The organism is Pseudonocardia sp. 73-21 (assembly GCF_001899645.1).
GTDB lineage: Bacteria > Actinomycetota > Actinomycetes > Mycobacteriales > Pseudonocardiaceae > Pseudonocardia.
In genome coordinates, this window is sequence record NZ_MKVV01000079.1 from 1 (window position 1) to 18,542 (window position 18,542).

General features: G+C 73.9%; 18 protein-coding genes. 6 read left to right on the forward strand and 12 right to left on the reverse strand.

The genetic code is table 11. The features are described 5' to 3' along the window. Nucleotides 1–53: 53 nt before the first annotated feature. A complete protein-coding gene (locus BGP03_RS24555) occupies nucleotides 54–1,412 on the forward strand; it encodes an amidase (protein ID WP_296374415.1) in 1,359 nt (452 codons plus the stop codon). A gap of 53 nt (nucleotides 1,413–1,465) precedes the next feature. Next, nucleotides 1,466–2,404 carry a prephenate dehydrogenase gene (locus tag BGP03_RS24560; protein WP_298798985.1) on the forward strand — a complete coding sequence of 313 codons (939 nt, stop codon included), beginning with the start codon at nucleotides 1,466–1,468 and terminating at the stop codon, nucleotides 2,402–2,404. Nucleotide 2,405: 1 nt separating this feature from the next. Here BGP03_RS24560 and BGP03_RS24565 read toward each other — a convergent pair whose 3' ends face one another. Both BGP03_RS24565 and ligD read right to left on the reverse strand, forming a co-directional pair. After that, on the reverse strand, nucleotides 2,406–2,993 hold the full coding sequence (locus BGP03_RS24565) for a putative glycolipid-binding domain-containing protein (protein ID WP_296374411.1): 588 nt from the start codon (nucleotides 2,991–2,993) through the stop codon (nucleotides 2,406–2,408). A gap of 81 nt (nucleotides 2,994–3,074) precedes the next feature. Next, nucleotides 3,075–3,998 carry a non-homologous end-joining DNA ligase gene (ligD, locus tag BGP03_RS24570; protein WP_298798987.1) on the reverse strand — a complete coding sequence of 308 codons (924 nt, stop codon included), beginning with the start codon at nucleotides 3,996–3,998 and terminating at the stop codon, nucleotides 3,075–3,077. A gap of 27 nt (nucleotides 3,999–4,025) precedes the next feature. On the opposite strand from ligD, the gene BGP03_RS24575 reads away from it, so the two are divergent. After that, nucleotides 4,026–4,964 carry a Ku protein gene (locus BGP03_RS24575; protein ID WP_298798983.1) on the forward strand — a complete coding sequence of 313 codons (939 nt, stop codon included), beginning with the start codon at nucleotides 4,026–4,028 and terminating at the stop codon, nucleotides 4,962–4,964. 70 nt (nucleotides 4,965–5,034) lie between these two features. On the opposite strand, the gene BGP03_RS24580 is transcribed toward BGP03_RS24575, so the two are convergent. Together BGP03_RS24580 and BGP03_RS24585 are read right to left on the reverse strand one after the other, a co-directional pair. Beyond that, nucleotides 5,035–6,171 carry an LCP family protein gene (locus tag BGP03_RS24580; RefSeq protein ID WP_296374408.1) on the reverse strand — a complete coding sequence of 379 codons (1,137 nt, stop codon included), beginning with the start codon at nucleotides 6,169–6,171 and terminating at the stop codon, nucleotides 5,035–5,037. Between the two features lie 86 nt (nucleotides 6,172–6,257). Beyond that, a complete protein-coding gene (locus BGP03_RS24585) occupies nucleotides 6,258–6,779 on the reverse strand; it encodes a VOC family protein (protein ID WP_296374406.1) in 522 nt (173 codons plus the stop codon). A gap of 78 nt (nucleotides 6,780–6,857) precedes the next feature. On the opposite strand from BGP03_RS24585, the gene BGP03_RS24590 reads away from it, so the two are divergent. Next, nucleotides 6,858–7,622: a nucleoside phosphorylase gene (locus BGP03_RS24590; protein ID WP_298798980.1), complete on the forward strand. Its 765-nt coding sequence runs from the start codon at nucleotides 6,858–6,860 to the stop codon at nucleotides 7,620–7,622. Beyond that, nucleotides 7,619–8,230 (forward strand): hypothetical protein, encoded by a 612-nt coding sequence (locus BGP03_RS24595; protein WP_296374403.1) that lies wholly within the window; start codon nucleotides 7,619–7,621, stop codon nucleotides 8,228–8,230. Before BGP03_RS24590 ends, BGP03_RS24595 begins: the two co-directional genes overlap by 4 nt. Nucleotides 8,231–8,318: 88 nt before the next feature. Here BGP03_RS24595 and BGP03_RS24600 read toward each other — a convergent pair whose 3' ends face one another. The 7 genes from BGP03_RS24600 to BGP03_RS24630 form a co-directional block, all read right to left on the reverse strand. Next, nucleotides 8,319–9,026 carry a maleylpyruvate isomerase family mycothiol-dependent enzyme gene (locus BGP03_RS24600; RefSeq protein ID WP_296374401.1) on the reverse strand — a complete coding sequence of 236 codons (708 nt, stop codon included), beginning with the start codon at nucleotides 9,024–9,026 and terminating at the stop codon, nucleotides 8,319–8,321. After that, complete coding sequence (locus tag BGP03_RS24605; protein WP_296374399.1) at nucleotides 9,023–10,633, reverse strand: (2,3-dihydroxybenzoyl)adenylate synthase; 1,611 nt, start codon at nucleotides 10,631–10,633, stop codon at nucleotides 9,023–9,025. Before BGP03_RS24605 ends, BGP03_RS24600 begins: the two co-directional genes overlap by 4 nt. After that, nucleotides 10,614–12,815, reverse strand: coding sequence for an acetate--CoA ligase family protein (locus BGP03_RS24610; RefSeq protein ID WP_299737658.1), 2,202 nt, complete (start codon nucleotides 12,813–12,815; stop codon nucleotides 10,614–10,616). Before BGP03_RS24610 ends, BGP03_RS24605 begins: the two co-directional genes overlap by 20 nt. Beyond that, nucleotides 12,812–14,380, reverse strand: coding sequence for an FAD-dependent monooxygenase (locus tag BGP03_RS24615; protein WP_296374395.1), 1,569 nt, complete (start codon nucleotides 14,378–14,380; stop codon nucleotides 12,812–12,814). Before BGP03_RS24615 ends, BGP03_RS24610 begins: the two co-directional genes overlap by 4 nt. Continuing rightward, nucleotides 14,377–15,183, reverse strand: coding sequence for a fumarylacetoacetate hydrolase family protein (locus tag BGP03_RS24620; protein ID WP_298799509.1), 807 nt, complete (start codon nucleotides 15,181–15,183; stop codon nucleotides 14,377–14,379). Before BGP03_RS24620 ends, BGP03_RS24615 begins: the two co-directional genes overlap by 4 nt. After that, nucleotides 15,180–16,232 carry a cupin domain-containing protein gene (locus BGP03_RS24625; RefSeq protein ID WP_363094430.1) on the reverse strand — a complete coding sequence of 351 codons (1,053 nt, stop codon included), beginning with the start codon at nucleotides 16,230–16,232 and terminating at the stop codon, nucleotides 15,180–15,182. The genes BGP03_RS24620 and BGP03_RS24625 overlap by 4 nt, the downstream gene beginning before the upstream one ends. Before the next feature lie 84 nt (nucleotides 16,233–16,316). Beyond that, nucleotides 16,317–17,129, reverse strand: coding sequence for a PaaX family transcriptional regulator C-terminal domain-containing protein (locus tag BGP03_RS24630; RefSeq protein ID WP_296374390.1), 813 nt, complete (start codon nucleotides 17,127–17,129; stop codon nucleotides 16,317–16,319). 95 nt (nucleotides 17,130–17,224) lie between these two features. Between BGP03_RS24630 and BGP03_RS24635 the strand changes: the two genes are divergently transcribed. Beyond that, nucleotides 17,225–17,944: an alpha/beta fold hydrolase gene (locus BGP03_RS24635; protein WP_298799507.1), complete on the forward strand. Its 720-nt coding sequence runs from the start codon at nucleotides 17,225–17,227 to the stop codon at nucleotides 17,942–17,944. Here BGP03_RS24635 and BGP03_RS24640 read toward each other — a convergent pair whose 3' ends face one another. Next, entirely contained in the window at nucleotides 17,945–18,529 is a 585-nt protein-coding gene (locus BGP03_RS24640; protein WP_298799506.1) for a TetR/AcrR family transcriptional regulator, read from the reverse strand. Between the last annotated feature and the right edge of the window lie 13 nt (nucleotides 18,530–18,542).

Below are 18,542 nucleotides of genomic sequence, written 5' to 3' on the forward strand. Positions count from 1 at the left end.
CCTGCAAGCCCTCACCGGGCCTGATCAAGAAGGTAACGGGGCAGGATGGACCGGTGATCTCCTCCCTCAGCGAGCTCGGCATGGCCCTGCGTTCCCGTGAGACCTCCTCCGTCGAGCACGTCACCGACGTCCTCGGGCGCCTCGCCGCCGACACCCACAACGCCGTGATCACGCTCGACGCCGAGCGCGCGCTCGCCACGGCCGCATCGTTGGACGCCGAGCTCGCACGGGGGCAGTGGCGGGGGCCGCTGCACGGCGTCGCCGTCGGGGTGAAGGACCTGTTCGACGTGGAGGGGCTCCCCACCCGCGCCGGGTCGCTGGTGCTCGCCGACGCCCCGCCCGCCTCCGCCGACGGGCCGGTCGTGGCGCGGTTGAAGGAGGCCGGCGCGATCGTCGTGGCGAAGCTGCACACCCACGAGTTCGCCTACGGCCCCACCGGCGACGTCTCGGCCACCGGGCCGGCCCTGAACCCGCACGACCCCACCCGGATCACGGGCGGTTCGTCGTCGGGATCGGCCGCCGCGGTCGCCGCCGGGCACCTGCCGCTCGCGCTGGGCACCGACACCGGCGCGAGCGTGCGCACGCCGGCCGCGCTGTGCGGGGTGGTGGGGCTCAAGCCGGCCGCCGGGCACCTGTCCAACGATCGCGTGTTCCCCCTGTCGGAGACGCTCGACCACGTCGGGCTGATCACCGCGGACGTGCACTCGGCCTCCGTCGCCTGGGACGTCCTGGCCCGCCCCGACGGCACCGGCGGCGGGATCCAGCTGCCGGGGGTGCAGGGCGTGCGCGTCGGCGTGCTCGTGGACGACTACTGGCGCGCCGCCGACCCCGTGATCGACGCCGGCGTCGACGCGGCGGTCGAGCGGCTCCGCAACCAGGGCGCCTCGGTCGTCGAGGTGCGCACACCGATGATCGACGAGCTGGCCGGCGTCTACGGCACGATCGTCGGGGCCGAGGCGTGGGCCACCCACGCCGACTGGTTCGCGCAACGCCCGCAGGACTACCAACCCGCCACGCGCGAGCGCATCGCCCCGAACGCCGACCTGCCCGCCCGTGCCTACGTCGACGCCCTGCGCACGCGGCGCCGACTGTCCGCGGCGTTCCGGGCCGCGGCCGACGTGGACGTGCTGGTGCTGGCCACCACCCGGCTGCGGGCCACCCCGGTCGGTGCGGCGTCGGTCGAGATCGACGGGAAGGACGTGCCGGTCCGCCCGTCGCTGCTGGCCCTGACACTGCCGTTCAACCTCACGGGCTGGGCGGCGGTCTCGGTGCCCGGCGCGGTCGGCGACGGTGCTGATTCTCGGGCCCGCGAGCAACCCTTCGCCGGCCTGCCCGTCGGGATCCAGGTCGTCGGCGTCGGGATGGAGGAGCGCGGCGTGCTGCGGGTGGCCGGAGCGCTCAGCCGGTCGTGAGCGGAAATCAGTGCCCCGGCACTGGTTTCCGCGCACGGGAGTAGTTTCGCCCCGTGACCGAGCGGGCTGTCTGTGTGATCGGCGCCGGGCTGATCGGCGGGTCCCTCATGCGGGCCGCCGAGAAGGCCGGCCGCACCGTCTGGGGCTCCGCCCACTCCGCGGAGACCGCCGCGCAGGCCGTCGCCGACGGGTTCGACGTCACCACCGACACCGACACCGCGCTGCGCCGGGCCGCCGAGGCGGACGCGCTCGTGGTGCTCTGCGTGCCGCTGCCGGTCCTGCCCGACGTGCTGCGCCGCGTCGAGTTCGTGGCGCCGGGCGCCCGGTTGACCGACGCCGTCTCCGTCAAGGTCGCGGTGGCCGACCAGGTCGCCCGCTTCGCCCCCAGCGCCCGCTACGTGGGCGGCCACCCGATGGCGGGCACGTCGGAGTCGGGCTGGGCCGCGGGCTCGGCCGGGCTGTTCGTCGACGCCGCCTGGGTGGTGGCCGCCGACGACGGCCTCGACCTCGACGTCTGGCGTGACGTCGCCGAGCTCGCCTGGGCGTGCGGCGCGCGCGTGGTGCCGGCCGCGGCCGACGAGCACGATCTCGCCGTCGCCCGCATCTCGCACCTGCCGCACCTGATGGCCGCGGTGCTCGCGGCGGTCGGCGCCGACAGCCGGCTCGCCCTGGCGCTGGCCGCCGGATCCTTCGCCGACGGCACCCGCGTGGCGGGCACCCGGCCCGAGCTGGTGCTGGCGATGTGCGAGGGCAACCGCGACGCCCTGCTCGGCGCCGTCGACGACGCGCTGGGCCGGCTCGGCGCGATGCGCGGTGCGCTGGCCTCGACGGGCGGGCTCGTGGCCACCGTCGACGCGGGCCACGAGGGCCGGCAGCGCTGGGCCGACGCCCGTGACCCGAAGGCCGTCCGCGTGGCGCTCACCGGCCGCGGCCCCCTCGCGCGGCTGCGCGAGATCGGCCGCCGCGGCGACGTCGTGGTGGGTTGGAAGTAGCTCAGCCGGCCGGGGCCGGCACGTAGCGTGTGGCCAGGCCCGGGTAGGCCGTGACCACGGCGTCGTCGTCGAGCTGCAGCTCCGCGGTGAAGCCCTCGGACGAGAACTCCACCACCGGTGCCGTGCCGTCGGTGGACACCGTGCGGTAGCGCTGCTCGACCAGCGTGACCTCGAGGTCCGGCAGGGACACGTACACCACGGGGATCGTGTGCTCCCCCGCCTCCTGGTGCAGCTCCAGACGCCGGATCGGCAGGGTGTTGAACATCGGGCTGCCGGACAGGTCGACGTCGACGGCCCCGCCGAACTCGGCGCGCGTACCGCCCGAACCCGTGTCGAGCAGCCAGTAGCCGTCGTCGGTGCGGTTGAGCGTGAGGTGCCGCTCCCGCGCCGCGGTGGCGCTGGTGATGGAGACGCGCTCCACCCTCCCGTCGTCACGCACGACGAGGCGGTAGGACGCGGTGTACTCCGAGCCCGGATCGGCGCGCACCAGACGGCCCAGAGCGCGGAAGGCCTTGCCGGCACCGAGGTGCAGACGGGTGCCCTCGAAACCGTGGCCGTCGTCGGCCTGCCACGTGAGCATGGTCGTCATCGAGGGCACACCCCTTTCTTGAGCGTTGATCCCGCAACATCCTGCACCCCCGGCGGTGCGCACGGCCAGTAACCCGGGAGATCACGACTCGGCGTGCACCTGATCGACATCCAGGTCGTCGCGAATCCCCCGGTAGACCGGCTGACGCAACCGGCCTCCGTCCGTCCACCCCTTGTGCACGACCTCGACGACCGTGGTCGGCTCGCACCACCGGGCGCCGACGGCGTCGGGCCGGGGCGGGCGCTCCGCGAACGGCTGGGTGTCCGCGTCCACCAGCCGGTCGCGCAGGGCCCGCTGAGCAGCGGCCGAGGCGAGGCCCGAGCCGACGCGGCCGGCGTACTGCAGCACCCCGTCCGCGTCCGGGACGCCGAGCAGGAGGGCTCCCACCCGCGAACTGCTCACCCGCGCCGTCCCGACGTTCTCCGGACGCCACCCCCCGACGACGCACGCCTGGGTCTGCCGGTGCGTGACCTTGATCCAGCCCTCGCTGCGCCGGCCGGGCCGGTAGATCCCGTCGCGCCGCTTGGCCACCACGCCCTCGATGCCGCGCTGCGCCGTGGCGTCGAAGAGGGCCTGGCCGTCGGTGTAGGTCGGTGAGAGCGCGAGGTTCGGGGTGAGGTTGAGCCGCTCCAGGGTGGCGCGCCGCTCGTCGAGCGTGCGGTCCAGCAGCGGGACGCCGTAGAGGCGCAGGATGTCGAAGGCCATGAACGTGACGGGCCGCGCCAGCGCCGCGCGCTCCTCCACCACGGAGTGCATCCGGTCGCCCAGCGCGTGGAAGCTGGGCACGCCCTTGTCCAGCAGCACCACCTCGCCGTCGAGCAGCACGTCGGGCGCCAGATCGACCAGTCCGGCGAGCTCGGGGAAGTTCGGGGTGACGTCCCGGCCGCTGCGACTGCGCAGCGTGAGCACCCCGTCGACGACCTCGGCGAGCAGCCGCATGCCGTCCCACTTCACCTCGTAGAGCCAATCGGGACCTTTCGGAAGGTCTCCAGGGGTGGCGAGCATGGGCTGCACGCCGTCATGCTGGCACCTATGCGGGCAATGTGGAGCGGTGCGGTCTCGTTCGGGCTGGTGAGCGTGCCGATCAAGCTGTACTCGGCCACCACCAACCACGACATCCGGTTCCACCAGGTCCACGCGGCCGACGGTGGGCGGATCAAGTACAAGCGCACCTGCGCGATCGACGGCGAGGAGGTGGAGTACGCCGACATCGTCAAGGGCTACGAGACCGACGACGGCGAGCTCATCACCCTCGACGACGCCGACCTCGACTCGCTGCCGCAGGTCTCCGGCCACGAGATCGACGTCATCGAGTTCGTGCCGGCCGACCAGATCGACCCGATGCTGTTCGAGAAGAGCTACTACCTCGAGCCCGAGGCCAAGGCGGCCAAGCCGTACGCGCTGCTGCGCGAGGCGCTGGTGCAGACCGACCGGATGGCCGTGGTGCGCTTCGCCCTGCGGCAGCGGGAGAGCATCGCGCTGCTGCGCGTGCGCGGCAAGGCCATCGTGCTGCAGACGATGCTGTGGCCCGACGAGGTGCGCGAGCCCGAGTTCGACATCCTCGACGCGGTGGTGGAGCTGCGTCCGCAGGAGCTGACGATGGCCGCGTCGCTCGTGGAGAGCCTGGGCGCCGACTTCGACCCCAGCCGGTTCCACGACGAGTACCGCGACGCCGTCGAGGAGATGATCGAGCGCAAGCGCACCACCGGCGAGAGCCGTCCGGCGCCGGTGGAGAAGACCACCTCCGACGAGGGCGACAGCATGACCGACCTGCTCAGCGCCCTGCAGGCCAGCGTCGACGCCGCCCGCGCCAAGTCCGGCGGCACGCCCGCCGAGAAGGACGAGGACGAGAAGCCCGTGCCCAGCCGCAGCCGGGCGAAGAAGCCCGCCGCCCCGCGCAAGCCGGCGAACAAGGAGGAGGCGGACGACAAGGCCGACGCCCCCCGCAAGCGCACCCGCAAGCCCGCCTGACCGTCCACGCGCGCGCTCGGCCCGGCGCGCGTGTCGGGACGCGCGCGCCGGGCCGGAACGCGAGCGCGGCCTACGGGCCGAGGGCGTTCTTCGGCGGCGTCTGGTCGTCGGCGATCGCCTGGAACAGCGCGCTCGCGCGGCTCTTGTCCCAGTTCAGCGTGCCGGTGCCGGTGGGGGTGACCGGCACCGTCGTCGAGATGCCGCTGGAGATGCCCTTCATCGCCAGGCCGAGCTGGGCGAGGTTCCACAGGTGGTCGCCGCTGTCGACCGTGATGGCCTTGTTCAGGCCGTCGACCAGCGGCACCGACCGGAACGGGTTGAGCAGCGTGGTCGGGCTGACCACCTTGTTGAGCAGCGCGGAGAGCAGGGCGCGCTGCCGTTCGACCCGGCCCAGGTCCGACGACGCCGTGGCGCGCGTGCGGACGTAGCCGAGTGCGGTGGCGCCGTCGAGGGTCTGGACGCCCTTCTTGATGTCCAGCGCCGCCTTCGGGTCCTTGATCGACTCCGGCACGTCGAGCGTGACGCCGCCGACCGCGTCGACGACCGAGACGATGCCGAGGAAGCCGATCTCGGCGTAGTGGTCGATGCGCAGCCCGGTGGCCTGCTCGATGGTCTGCACCAGCAGCGCGGGACCGCCGCCGTCGGGGCCGCCGCCCTTGCCGTACGCCGAGTTGACGCGCGCGCGGCCGAAGCCGGGGATGTTCAGCAGGGAGTCGCGCGGCACGCTCACCAGCGTGGTGGGGCCACTGCCGGTGTGCAGGATCATGATCGTGTCGGTGAGCTGCGACGTCTCGTCACCGGTGGCGTACTTCGCCCGCTCCTCCGGGGTGAGCTTCTGGCGGCTGTCGGAGCCGACGATGAGCCAGTTGGTGCCCGACGAGGAGTTCGCGCTGTCACCGAGCGCGGGGGTGCGGCTGAGGTTGGCGTCGACGTAGACGCCGAACGCCACCAGCGCCAGCACGAGGACCAGCAGGACGATGCCGATCCGCCGTCCCCAGCGCGGCCGGCGCTTCGGACGGGCCACCGGCGGCCGGGACGGAGGCGGCGGGGGCACCGGCCGGCGGGCGTCGCGGCCGGCGGGCAGCACCACGGTGGGCTGCGGAGGGCGCTGCGGGACCCGTTGCTGGCCCCAGCCGGGACCGGGGCCGCGCCGGGGCGGTGGCCCCGCGGGCCGTGGTGGGGGGCCGCCCCGGTGGTCACCGTTCATGCCGCCATCATCCCCGTCCTGCGAACCGGGCCTACCGCCCGTCCCATCTTCGTGGAGGACGAATCGCGGGCGCGGCGGGTTCCCGGCTACCCCTTGAGCAGGGGCTCGCCCTCGAAGAACCCCAGCTCCTCGGCGTAGAACTCGATGCCGACGCCGTTGGGGTCGCGGATGTAGAGGCTGTTGTCGATGCCGCGGTCCGGGCCGATGTAGGCGATGCCCGCGTCGTCGAGGCGCTTCTTCGCGGTGGCGAACTCCTCCGGCGACGTGGAGAGCGCGAGGTGCTGCACCCCGCCGATGGTCTCGGTGAAGTCCGGGTGGTCGTGGCCGGGGAAGTCGAAGAAGCCCAGCAGGTTGCGGTTGCCGATGTCGAAGAAGAAGTGGCTGGAACCGCGGTAGTCGCGGTTCTCCACGAGCTCCACCAGCGGGAACCCGAGCAGGTCCTGGTAGAAGCGGATGGTCTCCTCGACGTCCTTCGCGATCAGGGCGAGGTGGTGCACGCCGCGCACGGTGCTGGCCGGGCGGTCGGCGAGCGGCTGCAGGTACTTCTCCTTCAACGCGGCGCGGCGGGCGCGCACGGCGTCGAGCTCGGCACCTTCGGGCTGGGGCATCGGATCTCCCTCTCTCGAACCTGGTCCCGACAACAGTAGTTGAGATGGCAACATTCCGGGACCGGGCATGATCGCGGTGTGGACCTGCCGCTGCACGAGGACGACCTGACCGACACCGGGGTGCTGGAACCCGCCACCGTGCTGGCCGGCCTGCGCGTGGAGGACATGCCCGACGTGGCCGTGCTGTGCTTCTTCCCCGAAGTGGTGGAGGCACTCGGGGCCGGCGGGGCGCGGCGGATCTGCCGGATGTCGACCGAGCGGGGCCGGACGCCGGTCTGGGAACTGGAGCTCGACGGGCGACGGCTGGCGGTCATGCAGCCGGGGGTCGGCGCGCCGCTCGCGGCGATGTTCTTCGAGGAGCTGATCGCGTTGGGCTGCACGAGGTTCGTCGCCGTCGGCGGGGCGGGCGCACTGCTGCACGACCTCACGCTGGGACACGCGATCGTCGTCGACTCGGCGGTGCGCGACGAGGGCACGTCCTTCCACTACCTGCCGCCCGGCCGGGTGGTCGACGCCGACCCGCACGGGGTCTCCGTCCTCTCGACGGTCCTCGACGACGCCGGTGTGCCGTTCCACGTGGCCCGGTCGTGGACCACCGACGCGATCTACCGCGAGACCCGTTCCCGCGTGGAACGGCGGAAGGCCGAGGGTTGCGCGGTGGTGGAGATGGAGGCGTCGGCGTTCATCGCGGTGGCGCGCTACCGCGGCGTGCGGTTCGCTCAGCTGCTGCTGGCGGCCGACTCCCTCGCCGGTGAGGCCTGGGACCACCGCGGCTGGACGACGGCGCGGGAGGCCCGCGAGGGCCTGTTCCGGCTCGCGGCCCGAGCGGCGCTGGCGCTGTGAGCACCGACCGTTTCGACGGGTGGATCGCCGGTCTGGGGACGGGCTCCGGACTGCGCGCGGTGATCGGGATCTGGCCGCGCTCCCCGCTCGGCTCCTTCGCCGACGTGATGGTGGAGCGGGCGGACGGGCACCGGATGCTGCTGGCCCCGTCGCCGGACGTCGCGGACTTCGTGGCCGCCACGTACACGTTCGACGAGGTGCGGATCGGGCCGGTGGAGACGAGCACCGACGGCACGCGGTGGCGGGTCACGGCCGGTCCGTTGGAGGTCGACTTCACCGTGGGGCGACGCGCGGCGCTGGGGTGGCTGCTGCGGTCGGTGCCAACGCCCCTCCGGACGTCGCCGGCGTGGATCTCCGCGATCGACGTCGTGGCCCGCCGGGTGCTGCCCGGGGTGCGGACGCGCGGGAGCGCCGTGGGCGGGCGCGAGGAGTTCTACGGCGCGCAGGACCTGCACGGCATCACGGCGGCCACGGTGAGCTGGGAAGGCACCGACCAGGGCGCGCTGTCGCCGGTGGACCCACCCGTCCGGTTCGGGTTCGGCTCGACGCCCCGAGCGCCGTCCTTCACCCGCGTCACCACCCTCGTCCGCAGGCCCGACGATCCCTGACCCACCCGCCACATGGTCCCCGGTGGGTGTCGATCGCGGCTCCCGGGCCGCGACACGTGACCAGGTGGCGGATGTCGGGGCGGCGGCGTCAGATCCAGCGGGGTGGCGCGGGCACCGTCCCGGTGAGGCCTGTGCCGTCGCTGCGGCCCGTCAGCCAGGACACGAGCTCCGCCGCCTCGCCCCGGACCTCCGGCCCGCCGTCACCGCCGAGCGTCCAGGTCTGCTCCCGGTCCGTGGGGGCCAGCAGCACGGCGGGGCAGTCGTCCTTCGCCGACAGGGCGCCGGTGACGTCGTCCAGCAGGGTGTCCACCACACCCTCCGGGAAGTCGGCCGTCGACGCGCCGCAGTCCAGGTCCACGGCGTGCAGCCACACCTCGCGCACCCGCATCCAGGGCACCTCGGTGGCGGGGATGGCCCGGCCGAGCGCGCTGCGGATCTGCGCCGCCCAGGCCCCGGCGTCCAGCCCGGCGAGCGCCTCGTCGAGGTCGGCCGCGGTGCCCACGAGATCCGCCCGCAGCGTGGCGACCGGCAGGTGCGCCGAGGACTCGATGTCCTTCGCGCGCTGCTCGGCGTCGGCGTACATCGGGGTCTCGACACCGGTGCGCGCCCACGTCGCCAGCCGCGTCAGGGCCTCGGCGTTGCGGGCCAGGTGACCGACGACGTGCGCGCGGGTCCAGCCGGGCAGCGCGCTCGGGGCGGCGAGGGCGTCGTCGGGCAGGGCGTCGACCGCCCGGAGCAGGAACTCGGTACCCGCCCCCATCCACGGCAGGGTCTGGTCCACGTCGCGCCGGCTCATGACCACTCCATCCGCGCCGCGACGTCCGCGCGGAGCGCCTTCTTGTCTATCTTGCCGACCTTGGTGGTGGCCAGCTCCGTGACGAGCTCGAGGCGTTCGGGCAGCTTGTACTTGGCGACGCCGGCGGCGTGCATCGACTCGCGCACCTCGTCGAGCGTGACGGTGGAGCCGGGCCGCGCCACGACGTAGACGCACACCTTCTCCCCCATCACCGGATCGGGCATGGCGACTGCGGCGACCTGGCTGACCGCGGGGAGCTGGTAGACGAGGTTCTCCACCTCCTCGGCGCTGATCTTCTCGCCACCTCGGTTGATCATGTCCTTGTCGCGGCCCTCGACGATCAGGTAGCCGCCGGGGGTGCGACGGCAGATGTCGCCGCTGCGGTACCAGCCGTCCTCGGTGAACGCGCGGGCGTTCTGCTCGGCGGCCCGGTAGTAGCCGCGCGGGGTGTAGGGGCCGCGGGTGAGCAGCGAGCCGGGTTCGCCGTCGGGCACGTCCTGGTCGAGCTCGTCGACGAGCCGGACCTCGTCGTCGGGGGAGAGCGGGCGGCCCTGGGTGCCGCAGACGACATCGTCGGGGTCGTCGAGGCGGGTGTAGTTGAGCAGGCCCTCGGCCATGCCGAACACCTGCTGCAGCGCAGCGCCGAGCACGGGGCGGACCTTGCGGGCCAACTCGTCGGCCAGCCGCGCGCCGCCCACCTGCAGCACCTGCAGCGACGGCAGTGGCCCGTGCTCGGCGGCGTGCTCGAGCCAGCGTCCGGCCACGGCGGGCACCACCGCGGTGTGCGTGACGCCCTCCTCCGCGATCGTCGCGAACGCGCGCTCGGGCTCCGGTGACGGCAGCGTGACGACCCGGCCGCCGGCCAGCAGGACGCCGAGGATGCCGGGGCAGGCCAGCGGGAAGTTGTGGCCGGCGGGCAGGCTGATCAGGTAGACCGTGTCCGCGTCGATCCCGCACACGGCGGCGCTGGCGGTGGCGTTGTAGGCGTAGTCGTCATGGGTGCGGGCGATCAGCTTCGGCAGGCCGGTGGTGCCGCCGGAGAGCAGGAACACCGCGACGTCGCGGCTTCCGGGCTCGGGGCCGTCCCACGACGGGCCGGACAGCGCCCGCAGATCGACGTGGCCCGGTGCCGGCTCCCCCACCACGAGCACGTGCGCGACACCGAGGTCGGCGGCCATGGCCTGGTGGTCGAAGTCGCGCAGCACGTCGGGCACCGCGATCGCCGCCGCCTCCGCGTGGTCCACCAGGTAGGACAGCTCGTGGCGGCGGTGCGCGGGCAGCGCCATGACCGGCACGATGCCCGACCGTAGGCAGGCCAGCGTCAGGACGACGATCTCCCAGCCGTTGGGCAGCTGCACCACGATCCGGTCACCGGGGGCGATGCCGAGGCCCACCAGGCCGGCGGCCATGGCCTCGGCGCGGGCGGCGAGCTCCGCGTAGGTGAACCTCGTGTCGCCGTCCACCAGCGCGACGGCGTCGGGCGTGCGGGCGACGACGTCGGCCAGGTGCGACCACAGCGAGCGCCCCCGCCAGTACCCCGCCGCCACGTAGCGGTCGGCGTACTCCGCCGGCCAGGGGACGGTCCCGTCAGCGATCGGGGTGGGCATCGTCGACCTCCAAACCATGACTTCCGACGATGACGGCGTCGAGCGCGACGAGCCCGTCGGCGGTGAGCCGCAGCGGGTTGATCTCGACGTCCTCGACGTGGGGGTTGTCCAGCAGCAGGTCGCCCAGCGCGGTCACGACGTGGGCGAGCGCGGCGCGGTCGAGCACCGGGCCACCGCGCCAGCCGTCGAGCAGGGCCCGCCCGGCGAGCTCGTCGACCATCGCGGCGGCGTGGGCGACCGGCGCGACCCGGACCGCGACGTCGGCGAGGGCTTCGGCGACGGTGCCGCCCAGCCCGACGAGCACGGTCGGCCCGAACACCGGGTCGCGTCGCGCGCCGACCACGAGGTCGACGCCGTCGGGCGCCATCCGCTCCACGAGCAGCGACCCGGAGCCGATCGCGTCGGCCGCGGCGTCCATCTCCTCGGGCGTGCGTACGTTCAGCCGCACGCCCCCGACCTCGGTCTTGTGCAGCACCGCGGCGTCCAGCAGCTTGACGGCGACGGGCCCGCCCAGCCCGGCGAGCGCCGCCTGCGCCTCGGCGCGCCCGGAGCACCGCACCCGCGGCATGGTGGCGATCCCGAGCCCGTCGAGCACCCCCTTGGCGAGGTCCTCGTCGAGCGCACCGACACCCCGACCCACTGACACGGAGACCCCGACTCGCGGGCACGGAGACCCCGACTCGCGGCGCGGAGCGACGCCCCGCGAGTCGGCGGTTTCGCGTGCGCGAGTCGGCGGTTTCGCGTGCGCGAGTCGGCCGTTTCGCGTGCGCGAGTCGGCATCCTCCGGAGCGGGACGTCGGGCGTCGGCCAGCAGGGCCGCGACCGCCGCCGCCACCCCACGGGGATCGGGCAGGGCCGGGACGCCACGGGCCAGCAGCGCCGCGCGGGCGGCCGTCACCGCCGGTCCCGCCCCGCCGACGCCGACGACCAGGGGGACCGCCGCGTCGGCCTCGTCCACCGCGGCCGCGAGGTCCAGCGCGTCCGGCTCGTGCAGCGCGTAGGCGGCCACGACGTCGACGCCGGGGTCCGCGGCGACCGCGGCCAGCACCTTCCCGAACGCCGGGTCCGGACGACCCGTGTCGACCGGGTTGCTCTGGTGCGTCAACGGCGGCAGCAGCGCCCCGAGCCGGGACCGCGTCGCGCCCGTCAGCTCCGGGACGGACGCGCCGCGCCCGCGCAGGTCGTCGAGCAGGAGCAGGCCGGGGCCGGCCTGGGCGGTGAGCACCCCGACGCCCGTGGCGCCCGGTGCCAGGCGCGTCAGCGACAGTGCGCCGACCGCGTCCACCAGCTCGCGCTCGTCGTCGACGAGGACGGCGCCGGCCTGCCGCAACGCGGCGCGCGTGGTGCGCCAGGAGGTGGCCAGCGCACCGGTGTGGGACTGCGCGAACGCGGCGACGTCGTTGCGTCCCACCACGAGCGCGACGACCGGGCGAGTGGCCGTCAGCCGTTCGACCGCGGCCATCAGGCGGGGCCCGTCGGCCACGGACTCGACGTGCAGCGCGACCGCCGCCGTCGACGGGTCGTCCGCGAGGTGGTCGAGCACGTCGGGCGCCGTGACGTCGACGCCGTTGCCCAGCCCGACAGCGACGCTGACGCCGTGACCGGCCTCGGCCAGCAGGAACGCGAGCGCGTGGTTGACCCCGCCGCTGGCCGCGACCACGGCGACCCGCCCGGCCGGCACGTCGGCGACACCGGGCACGAACGTGGCGGTGAGCCCGCGACCGGGCACGAGGAAGCCGGAGGTGTTGGGGCCGAGCACGCGGATGCCCGTGCGCGCGACGACCTCGGCCAGCGCGGCCTGGTGCCGCTCCCCGTCGGGGCCGGACTCGGCGAACCCGCCTCCGCAGACGACGGCGGCCCCCGCCCCGGCGAGCGCGGCCTCCTCGACGGCCCCGGCGCTGGCGGCGGCGGGGACGCAGATCATGGCGAGGTCGATGGGCCCGTGCCGGTGCACCGCTTCGGCGACCGACGGGCACAGCTCCGGGTCCCGGGCGTTGACCAGCGCCACCGGGCCGGCGAACCCGGCCAGCGACCGGGCCATGACGGCGCCCAGCTTGGCCGGCGAGCGCGAGGCACCCACCACCGCGACGCCCCGCGGCGCGAACAGCGCCCCGAGCCCGACCGGCGGCGCCTGCGGCGCCCGTGCGCGGATAACGGTGTCCTGGGCCTGATATCCGCTCACGAGCCGGGCCCCGACACTCGTGCGCGGATATCGGTGTCCTGGGCCTGATTTCCGCGCACGGGCGCCGGAGGCGCACTCACGAGGTCGGCCCGGCCCGAGAGCACGGCGGTGGTGGCCCGGTCGAGGTCGGCGGAGGGGTCGACCAGCAGCACCGGGAGACCGTGCACCATCCGCGCCTCCTCCGCCACCAGGGTGCGGGTGAACGACGAGCCGCCGTGGACGGCGACGAGCCGGTCGGCGGACAGGGCGGCGAGCCGCTCCAGCACCGGCGGCAGACCGGACTCGTCGGCAGGCGCCTCGAACCAGACCGCCTCACCGGCCGACGTCGACCCGCCCGTCGACGTGACCTCGACGAGCCGCCCGGGCACCGTGCGCCCCCCGATCTCGATCGGGGTCTCCAGCGGCTCGGCCCCGTGCGTCGCCACCCAGCGCTCGTGGCTCGACCCCACGAAGTGCGGGGCGCGGCGGGCCAGGCGCGCGTCGGTGATGCTGCGCGAGAGGAAGTGGTAGGCGAACTGCCAGGGCTCGAAGAAGTCGTGGTAGCGCCCGAAGTGCTCCCACCAGGCCAGACTCGGCCGGGCCGAGCCCTGGATCTTCTCCACGGACGGCCGGGCCGCGGCCTCGTACGCCGCGAGCGCCGACGGGAGATCGGGCGAGGAGACCAGCGCCGCGGACAGCGCCACCGCGTCCTCCATCGCCATCTTCGTGCCCGAGCCCACCGAGAAGTGCGCCGTGTGCACGGCGTCGCCGAGGAACGCGACCGGCCGCGGGTCCGTCACGGTCCAGCGCGGCGAGCGGCGGGTGCGGAAGTTGCCCCAGCGCGAGTTGTTGGTGAGCAGCTTGTGGCCGTCGATCTGGTCGGTGAACAACTCCTCGAGGTAGGTCTGGCTGCGGAGATCGCTGGGCCCCGGTGGCTGCGTGACATCGAACGCGTCGAGGCCCGCAGCCCGCCACGCCCGCTCGTCGGTCTCGACGATGAACGTGCTGACGGAGTCGGAGATCGGGTAGCCGTGCACCGCGAACACGCCGTGCGGGCCGCGCTCGTGCACGAACGTCAGCCCGGAGAACAGGTAGTCGGTGCCGAACCAGATGAACTTGGCCGTGGCCGTGTCGACGGTGGACTCCAGCCCGATCTCCTCGCGGAGGGCCGAGCCGGTGCCGTCGGCCGCCACCACCAGGTCGTACCCGTCGAGTTCGGCGAGCGTCACCCGGGTCGAGAAGTGCAACGAGGCGCCGAACTCCCGGGCCCGGTCCTGCAGCAGCCCGAGCAGGATCTTGCGCGAGATCGCGGCCATCCCGTTGCCGCCGCAGCGCAGCACGTCGCCCTTGAGCCGCACCTCGATGTCGTCCCAGTGCACGCCGTGCTCGCGGAGACCGTCGCGCAGCACGGGGTCGGCGTCGTCGATCGCGGCCAGGGTGCGGTCGGAGAACACCACGCCGAAGCCGAACGTGTCGTCGGCGCGGTTGCGCTCGAAGACCGTGACGTCGATCGACGGGTCGGCCTTGCGCAGGAGCGCCGCGAGGAACAGCCCGCCCGGACCGCCTCCGACGACCGCGACCCTCATGCGACGCACGTGTTGCGGCACTCGCCGACGCCCTCGACTGTGGTGACCAGTGACGATCCCTCGGCGAGGTAGCGCGGGGGCTTGCGGGCGTGGCCGACGCCGCCGGGCGTGCCGGTGGCGATCAGGTCGCCGGGCGCGAGCGTGATGATCCCGGAGATGTACCGGATCAGCGCCACCGCGTCGTGGACGAGGTCCGCGGTGTCGGCCTTCTGCACGACGTCGCCGTCGACGGTGCAGGAGATGTCACCCGGTACGACGTCGGTGACGAGCCACGGTCCGACCGGCGTCGACGCCTCGAACGTCTTGCCCTGCAACCACTGCACCGACCGGTACTGGAAGTCGCGGGCGGTGACGTCGTTGACCACCGTGTACCCGGCGACCGCCGCGCGCGCCTCCTCCTCGGACGCGTGGCGCACCTCCGCCCCGACGACGACGCCCAGCTCGGCCTCCCAGTCCACCTCGCCGGAGCCGGCGGGCAGCGTGATCGGGTCGTACGCGCCGATCAGGGAACGGGAGTACTTCGCGAACAGCGTGGGGTACTCGGGCAGCTCGCGACCCATCTCCAGGATGTGGCTGCGGTAGTTCAACCCCACGCAGAGGATCTTCTCCGGCCGCGGGACGACGGGCGCGTAGTCGAGGCCGTCGAGCGGATGGACGGGGCCGGACGCGGCAGCGGCCTCGGCGCGCCAGTCCGGACGGGCCAGCAGCACGCCGAGGTCGGCGTGGCCGAGCTCCACCGCGCCGACGTCGTCGATCCGGACGGCGCGGGTGCCGTCCGTGGTGCGGATGGTGGCGAGCTTCATGAGATCTCCGTCCGGGCCAGGCCCAACGCTTCGAACACCGGGTCGTCGGAGAACCGGAACGCGTCCAGCCCCTGGTCGGTCCCGATGGTCAGCGGCGCCCACGACGGCACCGCGAACAGGTCCCCCGTGGCCACCTCGTAGCGCTCGGAACCGACCGTCACGACGCCGGAACCGGAGAACACCTGCCACACGCCCGACCCGGCGACCCGGATGGTGCGCGAGCGGGCACCCGGCGCGAGCCGGTGCATCTCGGTGCGCATCGTCGACAGCGCGTCGCGACCGGTGGCCGGGTTGGTGAACCGCACCGCCGCGTGCCCGGGCGAGACGACACCGGGGTGGCCCTCGGCCTCCAGCGCCAGCTGCGCGGTGAGCGCGGCGTCGGTGTGCTCCCACCGGTAGGCCTTCAACGGCGACGACGCCGCGGCCGGCGCCCCGACCGGCGTCAGCCCGGGGTACCCCCACAGCCGTTCGTTGCGGGAGGTCTCCGGCGTCTCCGTGGTGGCCAGCACCTCGGGCCCGAACTCGAAGAACCCCGCGTCGAGCTGGCGGACCAGCGGGATGTCCAGCCCGTCGATCCAGGCCATGGGGTGGTCGGTGGTGTTGTGGTGCTCGTGCCAGTGCATGCCCGGCGTGAGCAGCAGGTCGCCGCGGCGCATCGCGATCGCATCGACCTCCCCGTCCCCGGCATCGACGTTGGTCCACACCCCCTCGCCCTCGACGACGAACCGGAACGCCGTCTGGGTGTGGCGGTGGGCGGGGGCCTCCTCGCGCGGGCCCAGGTACTGGATGGCCGCCCACAGCGTCGGTGTGGCGTAGGCGGTGCCGGGCAGGCCCGGGTTGGCCAGCGCGATGGCCCGGCGTTCGCCGCCCCGGCCGACGGGCACCAGCTCACCGCTGCGCGCGGCCAGCGGGTGGAGCGTGGACCAGCGCCACAGCATCGGCACCGCGCCCGGCTGGGGCGCCTGCGGCATCAGGCCGGCGCGCTGGGTCCACAGCGGCGCCATGTGTGCGGCCGCGAAATCCGCATAGAGCTGGTCGAGCGCGGCCAGCTCGTCGGCAGTCGGTTCCCCGGTGGTCGTCACGACCACCACAGTACAACAGAATCACGACGGTCGTCCATGATGTGAAACTTTCTACGACGCCTGACGGGTGCCCTCCGACACGCCGTCCACGAACGCCTCGGCCGGCGCCCGCAGCAGGCCGTGGGCCTCCAGGAACACCTCGTGCGCCGCGCGGCCCGACCATCCCGCCGGCAGCAGCTCGGGCGGCAGGTCGGGGTCCCGGAACGGGAAGCGCCGGTAGTCCTGCACCAGCTGCATGCGCTCCACCAGCGCGTCCCGGCCCTGCACCTCGCCGCGACGGTAGCGCTCCAGGCGCGGCCGGTACTCCGCCAGCAGGGCGGCGTAGTCGCGGTCGAGCCCGGCGAGGTCCCACGAGCGGTCGGCCATGTCCCGGTCGGACCCCGGACCCTCGGACCGCGCCCGGAACGCGTCCAGCCGCAGGTTCGGCTGGTCCGGGAAGCTGGCCCGGACCTGCGCGATCCGGTCGTGCGGGCTCAGCCACACCGACGCCGACAGCGGCCCGAACCCCAGCCAGGCCAGGCGCTTGCGCAGCTGTTCGCGCAGCGCGCGTTCGGTCTCCGGCACGGAGTAGATCACCATGTTCCACTGCCCGTCCCACGGCCCGGTGGCCCGGTCGAAGATGCGCGCGCGCCCCTCGTCGAGCAGGTTCCACGCCGCGCCGGTGAGCAGGTAGGTGGTCTCCCGACCGTCCCGACGGCTCTCGAGCCAGCCCTCCTTGCGCAGCCGCGTGACGACGACGCGGACCGTGGCCTCGGGCACGTCGAAGCACCCCATCAGCCCGGCGAGCGTGCGCAGCCGGACCTCACCTCCCCGGAAGCGGAGGTAGTCGCCGAACAGGTCGAACACGAGCGAGCGGGCCTTCACCGCGACCCCACTTCCCGAAACGTTGCACTTCGTTGACGACCGTTGCCGATCAACTCCATGATGAGGGCCACAACGTACCCGTTCGAGGAGCACCCATGGCCGAGACGTTCGTCCTGATCACCGGAGCGTGGCACGGCGGGTGGGCCTGGCGGCCCGTCGCCGAGCACCTGCGAGCGGCCGGGCACGAGGTCCACACCCCGACCCTGCCGGGCCTGGCCGACGGCGCCGACCCCACCCTTCTGCACCTGTCCGACGTCGTCGACTTCGTCGCCTCCTACATCGAGGAGCACGACCTCTCCGACGTCACGCTCGTCGGACACAGCTGGGGCGGTTACCCCATCACCGGGGCGGCACCGCGGGTGGCGTCGCGGCTGAAGAAGCTCGTGTACTGGAGTGCGTTCGTGCCGGCCGCCGGCAAGAGCCTCTACGACGAGGTGCCCCCGCCCTACCAGGAGCTGTTCGCGGGCACCGCCGCGGCGTCGGGCAACAACACCGTCGTGCTGCCCTTCGAGGTGTTCGCCGGTGGATTCATCGGTGACGCCCCCGAGCCGGTGCAGAAGCTCGTCCACAGCCTGCTCACCCCGCACCCGTACCAGTACTTCACCGAGACGGTGGAGCCCATCGACCCCGCCACGCTCGGCGTCCCGGTGGCCTACGTCGTCAGCGTCGACGACGTCGCGCTGCCGCCCGGCGAGTACGGCTGGGTCCCGCGGTTCCCCGAGCGCCTGGGCGTGACGCCGACGGAGGCCCCCGGCAGCCACGAGGCGCTGTTCACGCAGCCGGCCGGACTGGCGGAGGCGCTGCTCAAGGCCTGATCAGGCCCCGATTCCGCGCAGGACGTCGTCGACCACCGACGTCGCCCAGCCCGGATCGGCCGGCACCCCCGCCAGGTGGTCGGCGTAGAGCACCCCCACCAGCATGCTCGTCGCCCGCTCGACGTCCAGGTCGGCACGCAGCTCACCCCGATCGACCCCGGCCCGGAGCACCCGGGCGAACTGCCGGCGCCGGGGCAGCAGCGTGCTGGCCCGGATGAGGTCCAGCAACTCCCGCGAGCGCGGCTCGGCGGCGAGGCACGACCCGACGATGCTCATGCCCCCGACCTCGTCGTACTGCCGGCGCATGGCGCCCAGCAGTGCGGCGAGGTCGGTGCGCGCCGCGCCCGTCGGTTCCGGGACGTGGTCGACCTGCAGGTGGGTCAGCGCCGCGCCGATCAGCGCGGACTTGCTCGGGTAGCGCGTGTAGACGGTCACCTTCGACACGCCGGCCTCCGCGGCCACGCGATCCATCGACGTGCCCGCCACACCCTCGAGCGCGAGGATCGTGATCGCCGCCTCCAGCACGGCGACCTCGACCGCCGGATCGCGCACCCGACCGCGACCGGACCTCTTGTCCTCGACCACGCGGCCAGCCTAT

Bases quoted from the DNA above. Each gene is read 5' to 3' on its own strand.
- BGP03_RS24600 (WP_296374401.1), bottom strand. From the start codon at position 9,026: ATGAGCCGGCGCGACGTGGACCAGACCCTGCCGTGGATGGGGGCGGGT.
- BGP03_RS24580 (WP_296374408.1), bottom strand. From the start codon at position 6,171: ATGAACGGTGACCACCGGGGCGGCCCCCCACCACGGCCCGCGGGGCCA.
- BGP03_RS24605 (WP_296374399.1), bottom strand. From the start codon at position 10,633: ATGCCCACCCCGATCGCTGACGGGACCGTCCCCTGGCCGGCGGAGTAC.
- ligD (WP_298798987.1), bottom strand. From the start codon at position 3,998: ATGCTCGCCACCCCTGGAGACCTTCCGAAAGGTCCCGATTGGCTCTAC.
- BGP03_RS24585 (WP_296374406.1), bottom strand. From the start codon at position 6,779: ATGCCCCAGCCCGAAGGTGCCGAGCTCGACGCCGTGCGCGCCCGCCGC.
- BGP03_RS24635 (WP_298799507.1), top strand. From the start codon at position 17,225: ATGGCCGAGACGTTCGTCCTGATCACCGGAGCGTGGCACGGCGGGTGG.
- BGP03_RS24565 (WP_296374411.1), bottom strand. From the start codon at position 2,993: ATGACGACCATGCTCACGTGGCAGGCCGACGACGGCCACGGTTTCGAG.
- BGP03_RS24620 (WP_298799509.1), bottom strand. From the start codon at position 15,183: ATGAAGCTCGCCACCATCCGCACCACGGACGGCACCCGCGCCGTCCGG.
- BGP03_RS24615 (WP_296374395.1), bottom strand. From the start codon at position 14,380: ATGAGGGTCGCGGTCGTCGGAGGCGGTCCGGGCGGGCTGTTCCTCGCG.
- BGP03_RS24575 (WP_298798983.1), top strand. From the start codon at position 4,026: ATGCGGGCAATGTGGAGCGGTGCGGTCTCGTTCGGGCTGGTGAGCGTG.